Source organism: Oceanicella actignis (genome assembly GCF_008124525.1).
In the GTDB taxonomy this organism is placed as follows: domain Bacteria; phylum Pseudomonadota; class Alphaproteobacteria; order Rhodobacterales; family Rhodobacteraceae; genus Oceanicella; species Oceanicella actignis.
Genome location: NZ_VNHJ01000008.1, coordinates 65534 through 80943, shown reverse-complemented (window position 1 = coordinate 80943; position 15410 = coordinate 65534). Strand labels below are relative to the sequence as shown.

Sequence of the window (15410 nt, the reverse complement as noted above, 5' to 3'; positions counted from 1 at the left end):
GGGGGGCGCGGCGCTGCGCGGCCGCCGCGCCCGGCCCCGCCGGCGTCATGGCCGCGCAGGAGCGTTCGCCGCGTGATGACCCTGCCTTCCCTCGACGCGCCCGAGGCGGCGCTGCTCCCCGTCCTCGGCCCGCTCATGCTGGCGGCGATGTGGTGGGATCTGCGGCGGATGCGCATTCCCAACTGGCTGACCGGGGCGACGGCGGCGCTGTTCGCGCCTTTCGCGTTCTGGGCGCTGGGCGCGGACGAGGTCCAGGCGCGCGCGCTGGGCGCGCTGGCGGTGCTGGCGGCGTGCTATGCGTTCTTCTTCTTCGGACGCATGGGCGGCGGCGACGCCAAGCTGCTGGCGGCCTGCGCGTTGTTCGTGCGGCCCGAGGACGCGGCCGGCGCGCTGTTCCTGCTGGCGTTCTGGCTGGGAGTGGGCCTGGCGGCGCTGATGGCGGCGCGCGCGGCGCTCGGGGGGCGCGCGCGCGGCTGGAAGGCGCTGCGCCGCGGCGCGCATTTCCCCATGGGCGTTTCGATCGGCGCGGCGATGATCAGCTATCTGATCCTGCGCGCGCGCGCGCCCGACGTGCCGGCGCCCTTCTGGCTCTGGGGTTAGCGGTCACGGAACGACTCGTTCGAAGATCGTCCAGTGCGGCAGGTCCAGCGCCGGGCGAAGGGGGATGCCCGCGGCAGCGATCTCGTCGATGATGCGGTTGCGGGCCTTGGGCGCGGCCGGACAGGTTGAGACGGCCAGAAGGTCCATGGTCTCGAGCGCCGGTCCCAGCGGCGCATAGGCCCAGAGCTGGGCGCCCTTTTGCGGCGGCGCGCCGGCCGCCCACCAGACCGGGTTGATCAGATCGGCGGTCAGCACCGTGCGCCCGCGCAGCGCGGGTTGGGACGCGATCGCCGCGCCGGCCATGCTCACGAGCCGCTCGAAGCCGCGCGACGCCGAGCAGGCGTCGAAGCGGCGCCCGGCCAGGCTGCGCGGGCCCTCGTCCGCGTCCTCGGCGGCGTCGTCGCCCGCCCCGCCTTGCCTCGGCCGGGGGGGCTCGAGCATGATCTGTCCGCGGATCTCGCCGCGGGCGTCCTCGAAGAAGATGCCCGGCGCGCCGGCGTCGGCGAACAGCGCGGCGTGGCGTTCCTCGGTCACGGCCCAGCCGCTGAACAGGCTGCGCTGGAAGGCCAGCAGGGTCGGGGCCTGCGTCGCCACGATCCACAGCGCCAGCGCCCGCATCGCCGTCGGGGCCGGGGCGCCAAAGAAGCGCGCGCCCGGCCTCGACCTGTGCGCCGCCGCCGCCAGGACCGGCGCGGCGACCAGCGCGCCCATCATGGCGTTGCCGAAATTCTGCCAGGCGATCAGCACGATGGACAGGGACGCCGCCGCCATCATCAGCGCCTCGCGCCGCAGGCCGCACAGCTGCAGCGCGCGCGCCGCGGCCACCAGCGCCAGCGTGACCGGCGCGCCGGCGGGGGTGGTGGCCAGCTGCAGCGGCCCCATGCCCGGCGCCGGGCGCACGTCCGAGCGCGCCGCGCTCCACAGATCGCCCGCATAGCCCAGGGCGGCCTGCAACGCCATGCCCCACCCCGCCGAGGCGACGAAGATCGCCGCGGCGGCCGCAAGCCCGACGCCCATCGCCCAGCCCAGCGCCCGCCAGCGCCCCCAAAGCGCGGCCCACATGAGCGCCGCGGGCGCAAGGAAGGCAAGGTAGGTGACCTTGAGCGTCAGCAGGGCGGCGCCGGCCAGGCCCAGCGCCGCCCCGTCCCCAAGGTCAAGGCCCCGGCCACGGCGCGGCGTCAGCAGCAGGATCGGCGCGGTCGCCAGGAACAGCGCCCAGGCCCAGCGGTTGTAGTGCATGGCCATGGTCGGCGCGTAGGCCGTCGCCGACCATGCCGCCGCCGTGGCGAACAGCATCGCCGCCGCGCCCAGCCAGAACGCGGACGCCACGCTCAGCCGCGTGCGCGCCAGCCACAGGATGAAGGGGATGATCGCGGCGGCGGCCGTCGCCTGCCCGAACGCCAGCGCGCGCGCGGGCGGCGCGTCCCACACGGCGATGGGCAGAAAGCCGAGCGGGCCGAGCGGGGTCGAGAAATCGACGTTCGGAATCTGCCCCAGCCGGATCCGCGTCAGCCCGTCGAGAAGATGCAGCATGTCGCCCCCAAGCTGCTGCACCGCCAACTGTCCGGGCAGCGCCAGCGCGGCCGCCATCAAGGCCCCCGCCGCGCCCAGCCCCAGCGCCAGCCCCGCCAGCGCGGCCGCGCCGGGCGGCGGGTCGTCGGGCGCGGCGTCGCGGGCGGCAACGGGGGGGACGCGGGGATCGGTCATCGGGCGGCTCCGGGCAGTGAACGCGAACGGCCCCGTGATAGCAGATTTCGCCGCGCGGGCGCGCGATTTCGCATGTCGATGACGCTTGCGCAGCCGCGCCGCTTCCGGTTGACTCGGAGCGCGCGGAGCTTTCCCCCTCGCGCGCAAGAGTTCCGCTTTGCAATCGGGAAACGGGTGCGTCATGACCGTGCAGACCAGCGATTTCGCCTTCTCGCCCGCGGCGCCGGCCACCATCGAGGAAACCGGGCTGAGCCGCGAATTCCTCGTCGATCTGTGCCTCAAGGTCATCTATCGGCGCGGTCTGACCACCATGACCGACGTGTGCAAGGCGGTGCGCCTGCCCGGCGTGGTCATGTCCGAGCTGTTCCAGACCATGCGCGACGATCGCCTTCTGGCGACGCTTGGCCAGCTGGGCGGGAACATGCGCTCGGAAATGCGCTACGAGCTGACGGACAAGGGCCGCTCCTGGGCGGTCGAATCGCTGGCGCGTCAGGACTATGCGGGGCCTTGCCCGGTGACGCTCGAAAGCTTTCGCCGCGCGGTGGCGGCGCAGTCGGTCAAGTCGCGCCGCATCTCGAAGGAGCGGCTCGAGCAGAGCTTCGGCGACCTGGTCCTGCCCGAGGGGCTGCTCGGCCGGCTCGGACCGGCGGTGAATTCGGGCCGCTCGATCCTGCTCTACGGCCCGCCCGGCAACGGCAAGTCCAGCTACGCCCACGCCCTTGCGCGCGCCATGGAGGGCGACATCCTGGTGCCCTACGCGATCTATGTCGACGGCGACATCATCCTCTACTTCGACCCGAACGTGCACCGCCCGCTGGACGATCCGGACGACATCCGCCTCGAGGACATCTACGGCTCGGACGCGCCGGACCTGCGGTTCATCGAGTGCGTGCGCCCCACCGTGGTCACCGGCGCCGAGCTGACCGTCGACATGCTGGACCTGCGCTACAACCCCGCCAGCCGCACCTATCAGGCGCCGCTGCACATGAAGGCGTCGAACGGCGTGTTCATCGTCGATGACCTGGGCCGCCAGCGCGAGACGCCGCAGCAGCTCATCAACCGTCTGATCGTGCCGATGGAAGAGGGGGTGGACTACCTGTCGCTGATCTCGGGGCTGAGCTTCCAGGTGCCGTTCGACACGCTGATGATCTTCTCGACCAACATCGCGCCGACGCAGCTGGTCGACGGCGCGGGCCTGCGGCGCATCTACTACAAGATCCTGGTCGACCGCCCCAAGCGCGAGGAGTTCGTGAAGATCTTTCTGCGCCAGTGCCGCCGCTACGGCGTCGCGCCCGACGAGGCTGCGCTCAACCACATCATCAACGAGCTCTACGGCAACAGCGACATCACCTATTCCGCCTATCACGCGCCCTATCTGATCGACCAGACGCTGGCCGCGTGCGACTATCACGGCGAGCCGCGGGCGCTGAAGATCCCCTATCTGGACGAGGCGTGGGACAATCTCTACGTCGACGAAAGCGTCTGACCGCCGCGGTCAGCGCAGCGCGGCGGTCACGGCGCGGAAGAAGGCGGCGGCCTCGTAATTCGCGCGCCGGTCCTCCTTCATGAAGTTGCGGTCGGCCGAGGTCTTGACGATCACCACCCGCTCGGGCCGGTTGACGTAGATCCACTGGCCGTAGACGCCGCGCGCGACCATCTCGCCCGGCGCGGCGTCGGGGGGAATCCACCAGTGCAGGCCATAGCCGTAGCGCTCGGTCGAGCCCGGGGCGGGCGGCGGCGCGCTGGGCCGGCCCATCGCGTCGATCCATTCGGCGGGCACGATCCGGCGCCCGTTCCACGCGCCGCCCTCGGCGATCAGAAGGCCGAAGCGCGCATAGTCGCGCGCGCGCGCGTTCAGCCCGCCCAGCGCGAAGGCCGCGCCGTGCCCGTCGGTGACGAAGCGCGCCTCGGCCTCGGCGCCCATCGGGCCCCACAGCTTTTCGGACAGGTATTGCGGCAGGCTGCGCCCGGTGGCGCCGCGCAGCGCCATCGCCAGCGCATGGGTGTCCACCGAGACGTAGCGGAAGTTCTCGCCCGCCGGCGCGACGCGCCTTTCCTGGCCGGCGGCGAACGCGTCCATCGAGCCGCCCAGCGCCAGCGTGCGCCCCATCTTGTTGATGTCCGAGTTGAAGTCGGCGTAGTTCTCGTCGAAATCGACGCCCGAGGACATGTGCAGCAGGTCGCGGATGCTCACGCCCCCGTAGGCGCCCTGCGCCAGGGCGGGGGCGTATTTGTCGGCCGGATCGTCGATCGAATCGATCGCCCCCTCGGCCAGCGCCACGCCGATCAGCGTCGCGGTCACCGACTTGGCCATGGACCACGAGATGCGCAGGTTCTCTGGGCGCGTGCCGAGCCGGTAGCTTTCATGCGCGATGCGCCCGTCCTTGAGCACGATCAGCGCCGTGGTCGCCGAGCGCGTCAGGTAGTCCTCGACGCGCTCCTCGCCCCAGTCATGGCGGAAGGTCTGGGGCAGGGGCCGCGGATCGGCCGGCAGCGGCCGCACCGGACCGTCGCCGCGCGGGACCGGCACGGTCCAGAACAGCCGGTCCATGTGCATGAAGTTGTCGACGATCCGGTCCTCGGCGAACAGCGTGTTGACGCGGTAAAGGCGCGCCAGCTCGTCGCGCTTCCACACCAGCGCCGCGCCGGCCAGCGCCGCCGCGGCCAGCGCGACGCGCCCGATCAGCTTCCATTTGACGCGCATGCGATCGCTCCCTTCCTTCGACGCGCTCAGGCTGCGAGGAAAGCGGCGACCTCGTCAAGGAACTCTTGGGGCTTTTCGGCATGAAGCCAGTGCCCCGCCCCGGGGATGGCGGCGAAGCGCGCCTGCGGGAACAGGGCGCGGATGCGCGCGCGCCCGGCCTCGGTCACATAGTCCGAGCGCTCGCCCGACACGAACAGCGCCGGGCCGTCGAAGCGGCGCGCGTCCAGCGCCTCGGGCCAGTCCATGATGTCGGGCAGGGCGCGCTCGAGCGCCTCGAGGTTGAGCTTCCAGCGCGCGCCGTCGGGGCCTGCGGCCAGGCTTTGCAGCAGGAAGGCGCGCATGGCGCGGTCCTCGAGCCGCTCGGCCAGCTGCGCGTCGGCCTCGGCGCGCCGGCGCACGCGCGACAGGTCCACGGCGCGCATGGCCTCGATGTAATGCGCGTGCGAATGGCCGTAGCGCACGGGCGCGATGTCGGCCACGACCAGCCGGCGCACCAGTTCCGGCCGCAGCAGCGCCAGGGCCATGGCCGCCTTGCCGCCCATCGAATGGCCCAGCACGTCGGCCGGCGCGCCCAGCGTCTCGATGGAGTCGGCCAGGTCCTGCGCCATGTCCTGATAGGTTTGCGTGGGCGCGCGGGGGCTGTCGCCGTGATTGCGCATGTCGACCGCCGCCACGCGCCGGCCCTGCGCCAGCCTGCGCGCCAGGGTGTTCCAGTTGCGGGCCGACCCGAACAGCCCGTGGGCGATGAGCAGCGGCGGGCGCGTCGCGCGGTCTTCGGGTTCCGCGATCAGGGCGTTGAGCTGCATGGCCTCCTCCGGTTGCGCGGCCAGCTTTACCCGCCGCCCCGGCGCGCTTCAACCGCGGCGGGGGTCAGAGCATGAAGTGCCCCGCATGCAGCGCGTCGACGTCCACATGCTCGAAGATCGCCGTCCAGTCGCCGATGGTGAGCGTCGCGCCCTCGGGGCCGTCCTGCACGGTCGGCGTCTCGGTCAGGCCGAAGGCGCGCAGGATCAGGCGGTCTTCGCTCGGGTCGAAGTCGAGAATGCGGTCGCTCCCGTCGCCCGGCGCGAAGATGAACGCATCGGCCCCGGCGCCGCCGGACAGAAGGTCGTCGCCCGCGCCGCCGCGCAGCCGGTCGGCCCCGGCCCCGCCCGAGAGGCGATCGTTTCCGTCGCCGCCGTCCAGCGCGTCGGCCCCGGCGCCGCCGGACAGCAGATCGTCGCCCGCGCCGCCCAGCAGCGCGTCGGCGCCCGCCTGGCCCATGAGCGCGTCGGCGCCGTCTGCGCCTTGCAGCGAATCCTTGCCCGCGCCGCCGCGCAGAACGTCGTCGCCGGCGCCGCCATGGATGCGGTCGCGGCCCGGGCCGCCCAGCAGCGCGTCGTCATCCGCGCCCCCGGCCAGGTGGTCGTCGCCGCCGTCGCCGCTCAGGCGGTCGCGCCCCGCGCCGCCCTCCAGCCGGTCGGCGCCGCGCCCGCCCTCGAGCCGGTCGTCGCCCGCGCCGCCGCGCAGAAGGTCCGCGCCGTCGCCGCCGATCAGGCGGTCGTCGCCGCCGCGCCCGGCCATCACGTCGCCATGCGCGCCGCCCTCGAGCAGATCGGCGCCCGCCCCGCCCCGGATCGGCTCGGGCGCCGGCGCGGCCTCGAGCGTCAGGTCGAATTCCGAGATCTCGAGCCAGCCCTGACCGCCCGTGATCTCGGCGCCCAGCTCCACATCCATCAGCCACAGATCGCCGTCCAGAACCCCGCCCGCGATCAGGTGATCGAGCGCGGCGCCGATGTCCACGCGGCCGGCCTTGACCGGCTCTTGCGTCAGGAAGGCGGCGTAGGTCCAGTCATGCGGGTCGTCCGCGTCCTCGGGGCGGATCGAGAGCAGATAGCTGGCCCCGTCCAGCTCCGAGCTTCCGGCCGCCCCGCCCGCGGGCGAAAAGGCGGCGGGCTTGAGCCAGATCATCACCTCATGCGTGATGGCGCCGGCGCCCGACAGCGGATCGGACGAGATCCAGAGGTCGAGCGCGACGTTGAAGCCGCCTTCGTCTCCGCCCCAGTCCAGCGCGTAGTCGAGCGTCAGCGATTCGACGGCCTCGAGCCGCACCGGCATGCCGGCACCCCCCTCCTGCGCGCGGTTGAAGGGGCGCTGGCCCGCGAACACGGCCGGAAAGGCCATGACGCGGCGCGGATCGGCCTCGGGCCAGCTCCAGTCGAAGCGCACCCCGTCGGCCAGCGAGTCGCCATGGCGCACGGTCTGGACGTAGTCCGTCCCGTTGACCAGCGCGCCGCGCCCCCATGTGTTGTTGATCACGGCCGCATCGTCCAGCGCAGCCCATGCGCCGTCCGCGGCAAGCATGCGTTCCATGCCGGCCCCACCCATGTTTCCCATTCACCCGCGCCCAGCATCGCGCGAAGGGCTGGCCAAACCGTTAAGGGCGGGCGATGCGCGCTTTTCAACGCCGCCCCCGCGCCCTAGAAGACGGGCATGAGCACGACCATGACCCTTCCCGACGGCGTCGATTGGCCCGAGTTCCAGCCCGGCTGGGTGTGGCTGGTGGGCGCCGGGCCCGGCGATCCGGGGCTGTTGACGCTGCATGCCGTCAACGCCCTTCGTCAGGCCGACGTGATCGTTCACGACGCGCTGGTCGATCCGCGCATCCTCGCCTGGGCGCGCCCGGACGCCGAGCTGCTGTTCGCGGGCAAGCGGGGGGGCAAGCCCTCGCCCCGCCAGAAGGACATCTCGCTGACGCTGGTCGAGCTGGCCCGGCGCGGGCTGCGCGTGCTGCGGCTCAAGGGCGGCGATCCCTTCGTCTTCGGCCGCGGCGGCGAAGAGGGGCAGACGCTGGTCCAGCATGGCGTGCCGCTGCGCGTGGTGCCCGGAATCACGGCCGGGATCGGCGGGCTGGCCTATGCGGGCATTCCCGCCACGCATCGCGACGTGAACCAGTCGATCACCTTCCTGACCGGCCACGACCAGACCGGCGAGGCCCCCGGGGCCCTCGACTGGGACGCGATCGCGCGCGGCAGCCAGGTCATCGTCATGTATATGGCGATGAAGCATCTGGACCGCATCGCCCGGCGGCTGATCGCCGCCGGCCGCGACCCGGACGAGCCGGTGGCGATCGTCACCCGGGCCACCCTTCCCGACCAGTTCGTGCTGGAGACGCGCCTGGCGCGCGCGGCGGAAGACGCCCGCGCCGCCGGCGTCGAGCCGCCCGCCATCGTCTGCGTGGGCCGCGTCGTGCTGCTGCGCCAGGCGCTGGAATGGGCCGAGGGCGTTGCGCCGCGCAATCTCGACCCGCTGGGGCTGGGGCGCCCGGTCGAAGAGCGCTGAGCCGCTTGACCCCGAGCCGTCCGGCCTGCAGCATGCCCCCGCCCCGCCGACCGGCGGGGCGTGTTCTCGGGGCGGGGTGGAAGTCCCCACCGGCGGTGATGGTCCGATGGGGGCCGAGCCCGCGAGCGCCTTCCTCGGAAGGGTCGAGCAGAGTCCGGTGAGATCCCGGCGCCGACGGTCACAGTCCGGATGAAAGAGAACGGGAGGGGCTCGGCCGCGGCCGGGCCTGGCTCGTCGTCCCGATCCGCAACGTCTCTCGAGGAGGAGAGGAAATGGATCGGACCCAAACCCAAACCCAAACCCAAACTCAAACGCATGTCCCGCGCCCCGGCGCGCCCTCGGTCGCCTTCGTGCGCGCCCGCTGGCACGCCGACGTCGTGGATCGCTGCCTGGAGGGCTTCGAGCAGGAGCTGTCCCGCCTGACCGGCGGCGCGGCGCGCCTGCGGGTGCTGGACGTGCCCGGCGCGTTCGAGATCCCGCTGGCCGCCCGCCGGCTGGCGCAAGGCGGGGGCGTGGACGCCGTGGTCGGCTGCGCCTTCGTGGTCGACGGGGGCATCTATCGCCACGAATTCGTCGCCCAGACGGTGGTCGGTGCGTTGATGGACGTGCAATTGCAGACCGACGTGCCGGTGCTGTCGGCCGTGCTGACGCCGCACAACTTTCAGCCGACCGAAGCGCATCTGGCCTTCTTCCGCGAGCATTTCGCGCTGAAGGGGCGCGAGGCGGCGCAAGCCTGCGTGCAGGTGCTGGCGGCGCATGAGTCGGCGCGGGCGGCCTGAGCGCGCCCGCCCCGCCGCCCCCCCTGCCGCCCGCGGGATCGACCGGGGAAGGGGCGGGGCCGAAAGGCCCGTCCGGGGGCCGTGCGCCGGCCCGTCGGGCTGGCCGGGGCGATCGGGGCGGCTTGTCGGGCCAGCCGCCCGGAGACCGCCCCGGGCGGCGGCCCCGCCTCGCCCGGGGGCGGGCCTGGATGGCCGGCGGCGCGACCCGCCCCCGGCCCCCGGGCCAACCCGCCGGGCCGCGCCGCCGCGCTCAGTGGCGGAAGTGGCGCATGCCGGTGAAGACCATGGCCAGACCGGCCTTGTCGGCGGCGTCGATCACCTCTTGATCGCGCATCGAGCCGCCGGGCTGGATCACCGCCGTGGCCCCGGCCTCGGCGGCGGCCAGCAGGCCGTCGGGGAAGGGGAAGAAGGCGTCCGAAGCCACCACCGATCCCACCGCCGGGCTTTGCTCGAGCCCCAGCGCCGCGGCCATGTCCTGCGCCTTGCGCGCGGCGATGCGGGTGCTGTCCACGCGGCTCATCTGCCCGGCGCCGATGCCCACCGTCGCGCCGTCGCGCGCGTAGACGATGGCGTTCGACTTGACGTGCTTGGCCACGCGCCAGGCGAACATCAGATCGTCCAGCTCGGCCTGGGTCGGCGCGCGCCGCGTGACCACGCGCAGATCCTGCGCGCGCACGCGGCCATTGTCGCGGTCCTGCACCAGGAACCCGCCCGAGACCTGACGCCACACGCGCCCCGGCGCCGTCGGGTCGGGCAGGGCGTCGGTCACCAGCAGGCGCAGGTTCTTCTTCGCGGCGAAGATCGCGCGCGCGTCCTCGTCGGCGCCGGGAGCGATGACCACTTCGGTGAAGATGCGCGCGATCTCTTCGGCCGTGGCGCCGTCGAGCGGCATGTTCAGCGCCACGATGCCGCCGAAGGCCGAGGTGCGGTCGCAGTCATGCGCCCGCCGGTAGGCTTCGGTCAGCGTGCGCCCGCGCGCGACGCCGCAGGGGTTGGCGTGCTTGACGATCACGCAGGCCGGCCCCTCGGCGGGGTCGAATTCGGCGGCCAGCTCGAAGGCGGCGTCGGTGTCGTTGATGTTGTTGTAGCTCAGCTCCTTGCCCTGAAGCTGGCGCGCGGTGGCGACGCCGGGGCGGTCCGAGCCGTCAAGGTAGAAGGCCGCCGACTGGTGCGGGTTCTCGCCATAGCGCAGGGTCTGCGCCAGGCGCCCGGCCACGGCGCGACGGCGCGGGGCGGTCTGGGCGAAGGCGTCGGCCATCCACGCCGACACGGCCGCGTCATAGGCGGCGGTGCGCGCATAGGCGGTGGCCGCCAGCATGCGGCGGAAGCCGAGCGTCACCGCGCCGTCATGCGCCTCGAGCTCGGCCAGCAGCGGCGCGTAGTCCTCGGGATCGACCGCCACCGCCACATGGGCGTGGTTCTTGGCCGCGGCGCGGATCATGGCCGGGCCGCCGATGTCGATGTTCTCGATGCAGGCGTCCATGTCCGCCCCCGAGGCGACAGTGCGCTCGAAGGGGTAGAGGTTGACCACCAAGAGGTCGATGGGCGCGATGCCATGCGCGCGCATGGCCTCCTGATGCGCGGGGTCGTCGCGCAGGGCCAGAAGGGCGCCGTGGACCATGGGATGCAGGGTCTTGACGCGGCCGTCCATCATCTCGGGAAAGCCGGTCAGCTCGGCCACGTCGCGCACGCTCAGCCCCGCCTCGCGCAGGGCGCGGGCGGTGCCGCCGGTCGAGATCAGCTCGACCCCGCGCGCGGCAAGCGCCCGGGCAAGGTCGATGAGGCCGGTCTTGTCGGACACCGACAGAAGGGCGCGGCGGATGGGAACAAGGGCGTCGCGGTCTTCGCTGGCGGTCATGGGCGGTCGTTCTCCTGGGCGGCGGCGCGCGCCGCGTTTCGTGGATCGGGGGCGCGGGGCGCCCGCCGCGGGCCCGACGGCTCAGGCGACCGGCCGCAGATGCGGCCGCGGCGGGTCCGCCCGCCGGAAGGCCCAGGTGACGCGCCCCCAATACTCCTTGACGCGGCCGTTGACCACGATCTGTTTCGTCGCGCGCGGCGCGCCGCCGTCGGGCGGAATCCACGGCGCCTCCTCGATGGCGATGCGTCCGCCCTCCTGCACGAAGGTCCATGCCGCATCGGGCAGCGTCAGCGTCGCGCGCAGGCCGCGCGGGTCCGGCTCGACCTCGACCTCGGGGTGGAGCGTGAAACGCACCGCAAAGGCCACGCCCAGGCTGCGCGAGCCCTCGACCACCGCGTCGAAGCGCCGCCGCGCCCGCGCGGTGGGCGCGGACAGCGTGTCCTCGCCGCGAAAGTCGCGCCCGTCGGGGGCCAGGAACAGCCGCCGCTCGTGCAAGAGGCCGTGCGTGGGCGCGTAGCCGTCATGGCTGCACATCAGCCACTCGCCCGCCGCGTCGTCGGCCGTTTCGGCCGCGACGGCGCCGGGAACATGGGCGAAGGGGCGCGGCGCGGGGCCGCGCGCGCGCGCGCCGACGCGCGACGAGGACGCGCGCTCGAGCGACAGCGTGGAATGGGCGGCGGTGGCGCGGCAGCGCTCGGCCCATTGGGGGTCGATCAGATGGCCCGGCCCCGGCGCGACGATCAGCGGCCGGCCGGCGCAGCTCAGCTCGAAGCCCAGCGTCGAGGCCTGCGCCCAGCGCGTGCGCGGCGGCGCGGCCGCGTCCACGATCGCCACGGTGCGCCCGGCGGCCATGCGGTGAAAGCCCATGGCCTGGTCGGCGCGCGGCGCGCCGCGCACATTGGCCTGCGTCAGCGCGTGGTCGGCCCTTCCGGGCGCCCCGGCCCCGCCGCCGTGAAAGCGCGCCAGCGATCCATCGGACAGGCGCAGCGCGCGCAACGCCGGCGCCGCGCGGCGCAGGGCGTCGAGATGGCGCGGGTCGGGCTCGACGCCCGCGGCCTCGAGCGTGCGGGCCGCCGTGGCCAGCGTCTCGAGCGCCTCGCACAGCTCTTCGGGATTGCGCGAGGGCAGGCCGCCGTCGCCGTCAAGCTCGCGCTCGGCGATCAGCCCAAGGCGCGTCGTCAGGCGCGGCAGGCGCGGACGCAGCGCGTCCAGCGCCAGCGCCGCGTAGAGCGCGCCCGTCGCGGCCTCGATGCGGCCAAGCCCCGGCTCGGCGCGCCGCCATGCGCGCTCGAGATGCCGGGCGTGGAGCGCACAGCTGCGCATGAAGCGGCGCGTCAGGTCGGGCTCGGCGCCGTGCAGGATCAGCGGCGCGTGCAGCAGCCATTGCCTCAGCCGCCGCCCGGCGGTCTCGGGGCGCCAGCCGGGGCCGGCGCCGTCGCCGTATTGGGCGATCCAGCCGAAGGTCCAGGATTGCGCCGCGCGCCGGGCCTCGCGCGTGGCGGCGGCGGCCAGGTCGTCGAGCCAGGCGAAGCCGTGCAGCGCCTGCTCGAAGGCCTCGGTGGGCGCGATCAGCCGCCACGGGCCGACGCCGGGGGCGACGATCTCGCGCCCGGCAAGGCGGTAGCGGCCGGCCAGCAGCGCGTGCGCGGCCTCGGCGTCGCCGATCCAGCGCGGTTCGGGCTGGAAGACGATGGTCTTCGGCGCCGGCCCCAGGGCCGCCAAGGTCAGATCGATGCGACGTCGAAGGTCGTTCAGCACGCGGACCCGTCCCTTTTCACGCGCGCCGCGGGCGCGGCGGGCCGTGCGCGGCGCCCGCCCGGCGCAGTCGGCGGCACGATAGAATCGGCGACGCGCCCTGTCACGCCCGCTTGACGAAGCCGGCGGCGAAAAACCCATCCATTCCGCCATGTTCGCCCGGCGCCCGGTCGGGATCTGCGCGGGGATCTGCGTCGGGCCCGGCCTCGGGCGACCAGTCCGGGCGCACGCGCAGATCGCCCGCGGCATCGCGCCAGAAATCCGGTCCGCCAAGCGCGCGCGGGCTCCATTCGAGCGGCGCCGCGTCCGGGGTGCGGGCGCGAAAGGCCGCCGCCCGGCGCTCGCCTTCCTCGGGCAGCAGCGAGCAGGTCGCGAAGACCAGCCGCCCGCCCGGCCGCAGCCAGCCCCAGGCCCGGTCGAGCAGCGCGTCCTGCATGGCGGTCAGCGCGGGCAGGTCCGGGCCCTCGGGCAGCAGCCTGGGCAGGTCGGGATGGCGGCGTATCGTGCCGGTGGCCGAGCAGGGAGCGTCGAGCAGGATGGCGTCGAAGGGCGCGTCGGGCGTCCATTCGAGCGCGTCCGCGGCCACGACGCGGGCCGAAAGGCCCGTGCGCGCCAGGTTCTGCGCCAGCCGCTCGAGCCTTGCGGCCGAGGCGTCGAGCGCGGTCACCTTTGCGCCGGCCGCGGCCATCTGCATGGTCTTGCCGCCGGGGGCGGCGCACATGTCCAGCACGCGCTCGCCCGCTTGGGGCGCGAGGATGCGCGCGGGCAGCGCGGCGGCGGCGTCCTGGACCCACCATTCGCCCTCGGCGAAGCCCGGCAGCGCCGAGATCTGCGCCCGCCGCGCAAGGCGCAGCGTTCCGCAGGGCAGCAGCCGCGCATCCAGCGCGCGGGCAAGGGCCTCGGCGCGGGCGCCGTCCCGGGGCGTCAGATCCAGCGGCGCCGCGCGCAGATGGGCCTCGGCCATGCGGCGCGCCGCCCCCGCCCCATAGGCCGAGCTCAGCCGCCCCCACAGCCAGCCGGGCGTGTTCGTGCGCGCGGCATCCAGCGAGGCCCAGATCGGCCCGCCCTCGGCGGCCATGCGGCGGGCGACGGCGTTGACCAGACCGCTGAACCGCTCGGCGCCGCGCAGGGCGCGCAGCGCCGCCACGGCGCCGTCCACCGCCGCATGTGCGGGCGCGCCCAGCGCGTGCAGCTCGACCGCGGCAAGGCGCAGCGCCGCCAGCGCCTGCGCCGGCGGGCGGCGGCGGGCGAAGCGCCGGATCAGCGCGTCGGCCTGGCCCAGGTGGCGCAGCGTGGCGGCGGCCAGCGCGCCGGCGCGCGCGCGCTCTTCGGGCGGCAGGTCGGCGGGCGCGCGCTCGATCAGCTCGGACAGCATGCGCCGCTGCTCGACCACGCCCAGGATCAGCCGCAGCGCCTCGCGCCGGGCGCCCTGGCCCGCGCCGACCGCAGAGGCGGAGTCAGGGCCGGATTCGGGAGCGGAGCCGGGATCCGATCCGGGGGCGGAGCGGGCCTTGGCGCCGCGGGCGCCGGCGCCCGCCTTGGCGGCCGGGCGGGCGGTTGCGCGCCGGCGGCGTCCGGGCGTGCGGGGGGCGGAAGAGTCGCTCAAGACCAGGGTCCTTTTCTGAAACCGCGCATGATGCGCCGGCGGCCCGCGCGGGGCACGCGCGTGACGGCGGGCGCGTCGGCGTCCGAGGGGCGGGCGCGCGCGACGGCGCCCGGGCCGCCGGCCGCGCCCGCGGGTCGGGCCGGGGCGCGCCCCATCTCGCGCGCCAGCGCCTCGAGCGCGGCGATGCGGCTTTCGACCGGCGGATGCGTCGCGAACAGGTTGTCCATGCCGCGGCCCGACAGCGGGTTGACGATGAAGAGCGGCGCGGTGGCGGGGTCGCGCTCGGCCGGTTCGTTGACGCGCCGCCCGGCCTCGGCCGCGATGCGCCGCAGCGCCGAGGCCAGCGCCAGCGGATCGCCGCAGATCATCGCGCCCTCGCGGTCGGCGGCGTATTCGCGCGTGCGCGAGATCATCATCTGGATCAGCATCGCGGCGAAGGGCGCCAGAATGGCCGCCGCCAGCGCCCCGATCAGCCCCAGCGGCCCGCGATCGCGGCCGCCGCCGAAGAACATGCCGAACTGCGCCAGCATCGCGATCGCGCCGCCCACCGTCGCGGCCACGGTCATGGTCAGCGTGTCGCGGTTCTTCACATGCGCCAGCTCATGCGCGATCACGCCGGCCAGCTCGTCGCGCGAGAGCGTGCGCAGAAGGCCCGTGGTGACCGCCACCGCCGCATGGGCCGGGTCGCGCCCGGTGGCGAAGGCGTTGGGCTGGTCCTCGTCGATCAGATAGACGCGCGGGGCGGGCAGGCCGGCGCGCCGCGCCAGGGCCTGGGTCAGGGCGACGAGGCCCGGGGCGTTCGCCTCGGTCGCCGGGCGCGCGCGATACCAGCGCAGCACCGCCTTGTCGGAATTCCACCACGCCCAAAGATTGGTCGCGGCGGCGAAGATCAGCGCCATGACCATGCCCGCGCCGCCCCCCAGCAGCCAGCCGACCGCCATGAACAGGGCGGTCAGCGCGGCCAGCAGCATCATGGTGCGCATCGTGTTCATCGCGTGCTCCTGCTTCGCGTCGGGTTTGCCTTGGGCGGCCGGGCGCGCTAGCTGTCGGGCGGCGCCCGATGCGCCGCACGCATCGTCG

General features: G+C 74.3%; 12 protein-coding genes and 1 riboswitch. Of the genes, 4 read left to right on the top strand and 8 right to left on the bottom strand.

The genetic code is table 11. The annotated features are described in order from the left end of the window. The first annotated feature begins 75 nt into the window (after positions 1 to 75). Complete coding sequence (locus LY05_RS11750; RefSeq protein ID WP_148923290.1) at positions 76 to 600, top strand: prepilin peptidase; 525 nt, start codon at positions 76 to 78, stop codon at positions 598 to 600. A gap of 3 nt (positions 601 to 603) precedes the next feature. Here the strand turns inward: LY05_RS11750 and LY05_RS11745 are convergent, their stop codons facing one another. Further along, positions 604 to 2307, bottom strand: coding sequence for a hypothetical protein (locus tag LY05_RS11745; RefSeq protein WP_148923289.1), 1704 nt, complete (start codon positions 2305 to 2307; stop codon positions 604 to 606). Between the two features lie 181 nt (positions 2308 to 2488). Here LY05_RS11745 and LY05_RS11740 point away from each other — a divergent pair, with 181 nt between their 5' ends. Beyond that, entirely contained in the window at positions 2489 to 3793 is a 1305-nt protein-coding gene (locus LY05_RS11740; RefSeq protein WP_072747707.1) for an ATP-binding protein, read from the top strand. A 9-nt stretch (positions 3794 to 3802) separates the two neighbouring features. Here LY05_RS11740 and LY05_RS11735 read toward each other — a convergent pair whose 3' ends face one another. From LY05_RS11735 to LY05_RS11725, 3 genes are all read right to left on the bottom strand, one after another. Next, the gene (locus LY05_RS11735) at positions 3803 to 5011 is read right to left on the bottom strand and encodes a serine hydrolase domain-containing protein (protein WP_148923288.1); all 1209 of its coding nucleotides are present in this window, start codon (positions 5009 to 5011) and stop codon (positions 3803 to 3805) included. Between the two features lie 26 nt (positions 5012 to 5037). Continuing rightward, positions 5038 to 5817: an alpha/beta fold hydrolase gene (locus tag LY05_RS11730; protein WP_148923287.1), complete on the bottom strand. Its 780-nt coding sequence runs from the start codon at positions 5815 to 5817 to the stop codon at positions 5038 to 5040. Positions 5818 to 5881: 64 nt separating this feature from the next. Continuing rightward, positions 5882 to 7363 carry a GH12 family glycosyl hydrolase domain-containing protein gene (locus LY05_RS11725; protein WP_170258988.1) on the bottom strand — a complete coding sequence of 494 codons (1482 nt, stop codon included), beginning with the start codon at positions 7361 to 7363 and terminating at the stop codon, positions 5882 to 5884. 120 nt (positions 7364 to 7483) lie between these two features. Here LY05_RS11725 and cobA point away from each other — a divergent pair, with 120 nt between their 5' ends. Both cobA and LY05_RS11715 read left to right on the top strand, forming a co-directional pair. Beyond that, positions 7484 to 8332: a uroporphyrinogen-III C-methyltransferase gene (cobA, locus tag LY05_RS11720; protein WP_072747703.1), complete on the top strand. Its 849-nt coding sequence runs from the start codon at positions 7484 to 7486 to the stop codon at positions 8330 to 8332. 58 nt (positions 8333 to 8390) lie between these two features. After that, positions 8391 to 8537, top strand: a riboswitch (FMN riboswitch). A gap of 67 nt (positions 8538 to 8604) precedes the next feature. Then, entirely contained in the window at positions 8605 to 9111 is a 507-nt protein-coding gene (locus tag LY05_RS11715; RefSeq protein WP_148923285.1) for a 6,7-dimethyl-8-ribityllumazine synthase, read from the top strand. A 250-nt stretch (positions 9112 to 9361) separates the two neighbouring features. On the opposite strand, the gene purH is transcribed toward LY05_RS11715, so the two are convergent. The 4 genes from purH to htpX all read right to left on the bottom strand — a co-directional run bounded on the left by purH (position 9362) and on the right by htpX (position 15322). Next, on the bottom strand, positions 9362 to 10969 hold the full coding sequence (purH, locus tag LY05_RS11710; protein ID WP_148923284.1) for a bifunctional phosphoribosylaminoimidazolecarboxamide formyltransferase/IMP cyclohydrolase: 1608 nt from the start codon (positions 10967 to 10969) through the stop codon (positions 9362 to 9364). An 81-nt stretch (positions 10970 to 11050) separates the two neighbouring features. Next, positions 11051 to 12727, bottom strand: a complete 1677-nt coding sequence (locus LY05_RS11705) for a heparinase II/III family protein (protein WP_170258987.1) — start codon at positions 12725 to 12727, stop codon at positions 11051 to 11053. Positions 12728 to 12827: 100 nt separating this feature from the next. Beyond that, complete coding sequence (locus LY05_RS11700; RefSeq protein ID WP_249041941.1) at positions 12828 to 14330, bottom strand: RsmB/NOP family class I SAM-dependent RNA methyltransferase; 1503 nt, start codon at positions 14328 to 14330, stop codon at positions 12828 to 12830. Next, complete coding sequence (gene htpX, locus LY05_RS11695; protein ID WP_072747698.1) at positions 14327 to 15322, bottom strand: zinc metalloprotease HtpX; 996 nt, start codon at positions 15320 to 15322, stop codon at positions 14327 to 14329. Before htpX ends, LY05_RS11700 begins: the two co-directional genes overlap by 4 nt. Positions 15323 to 15410 lie beyond the last annotated feature (88 nt).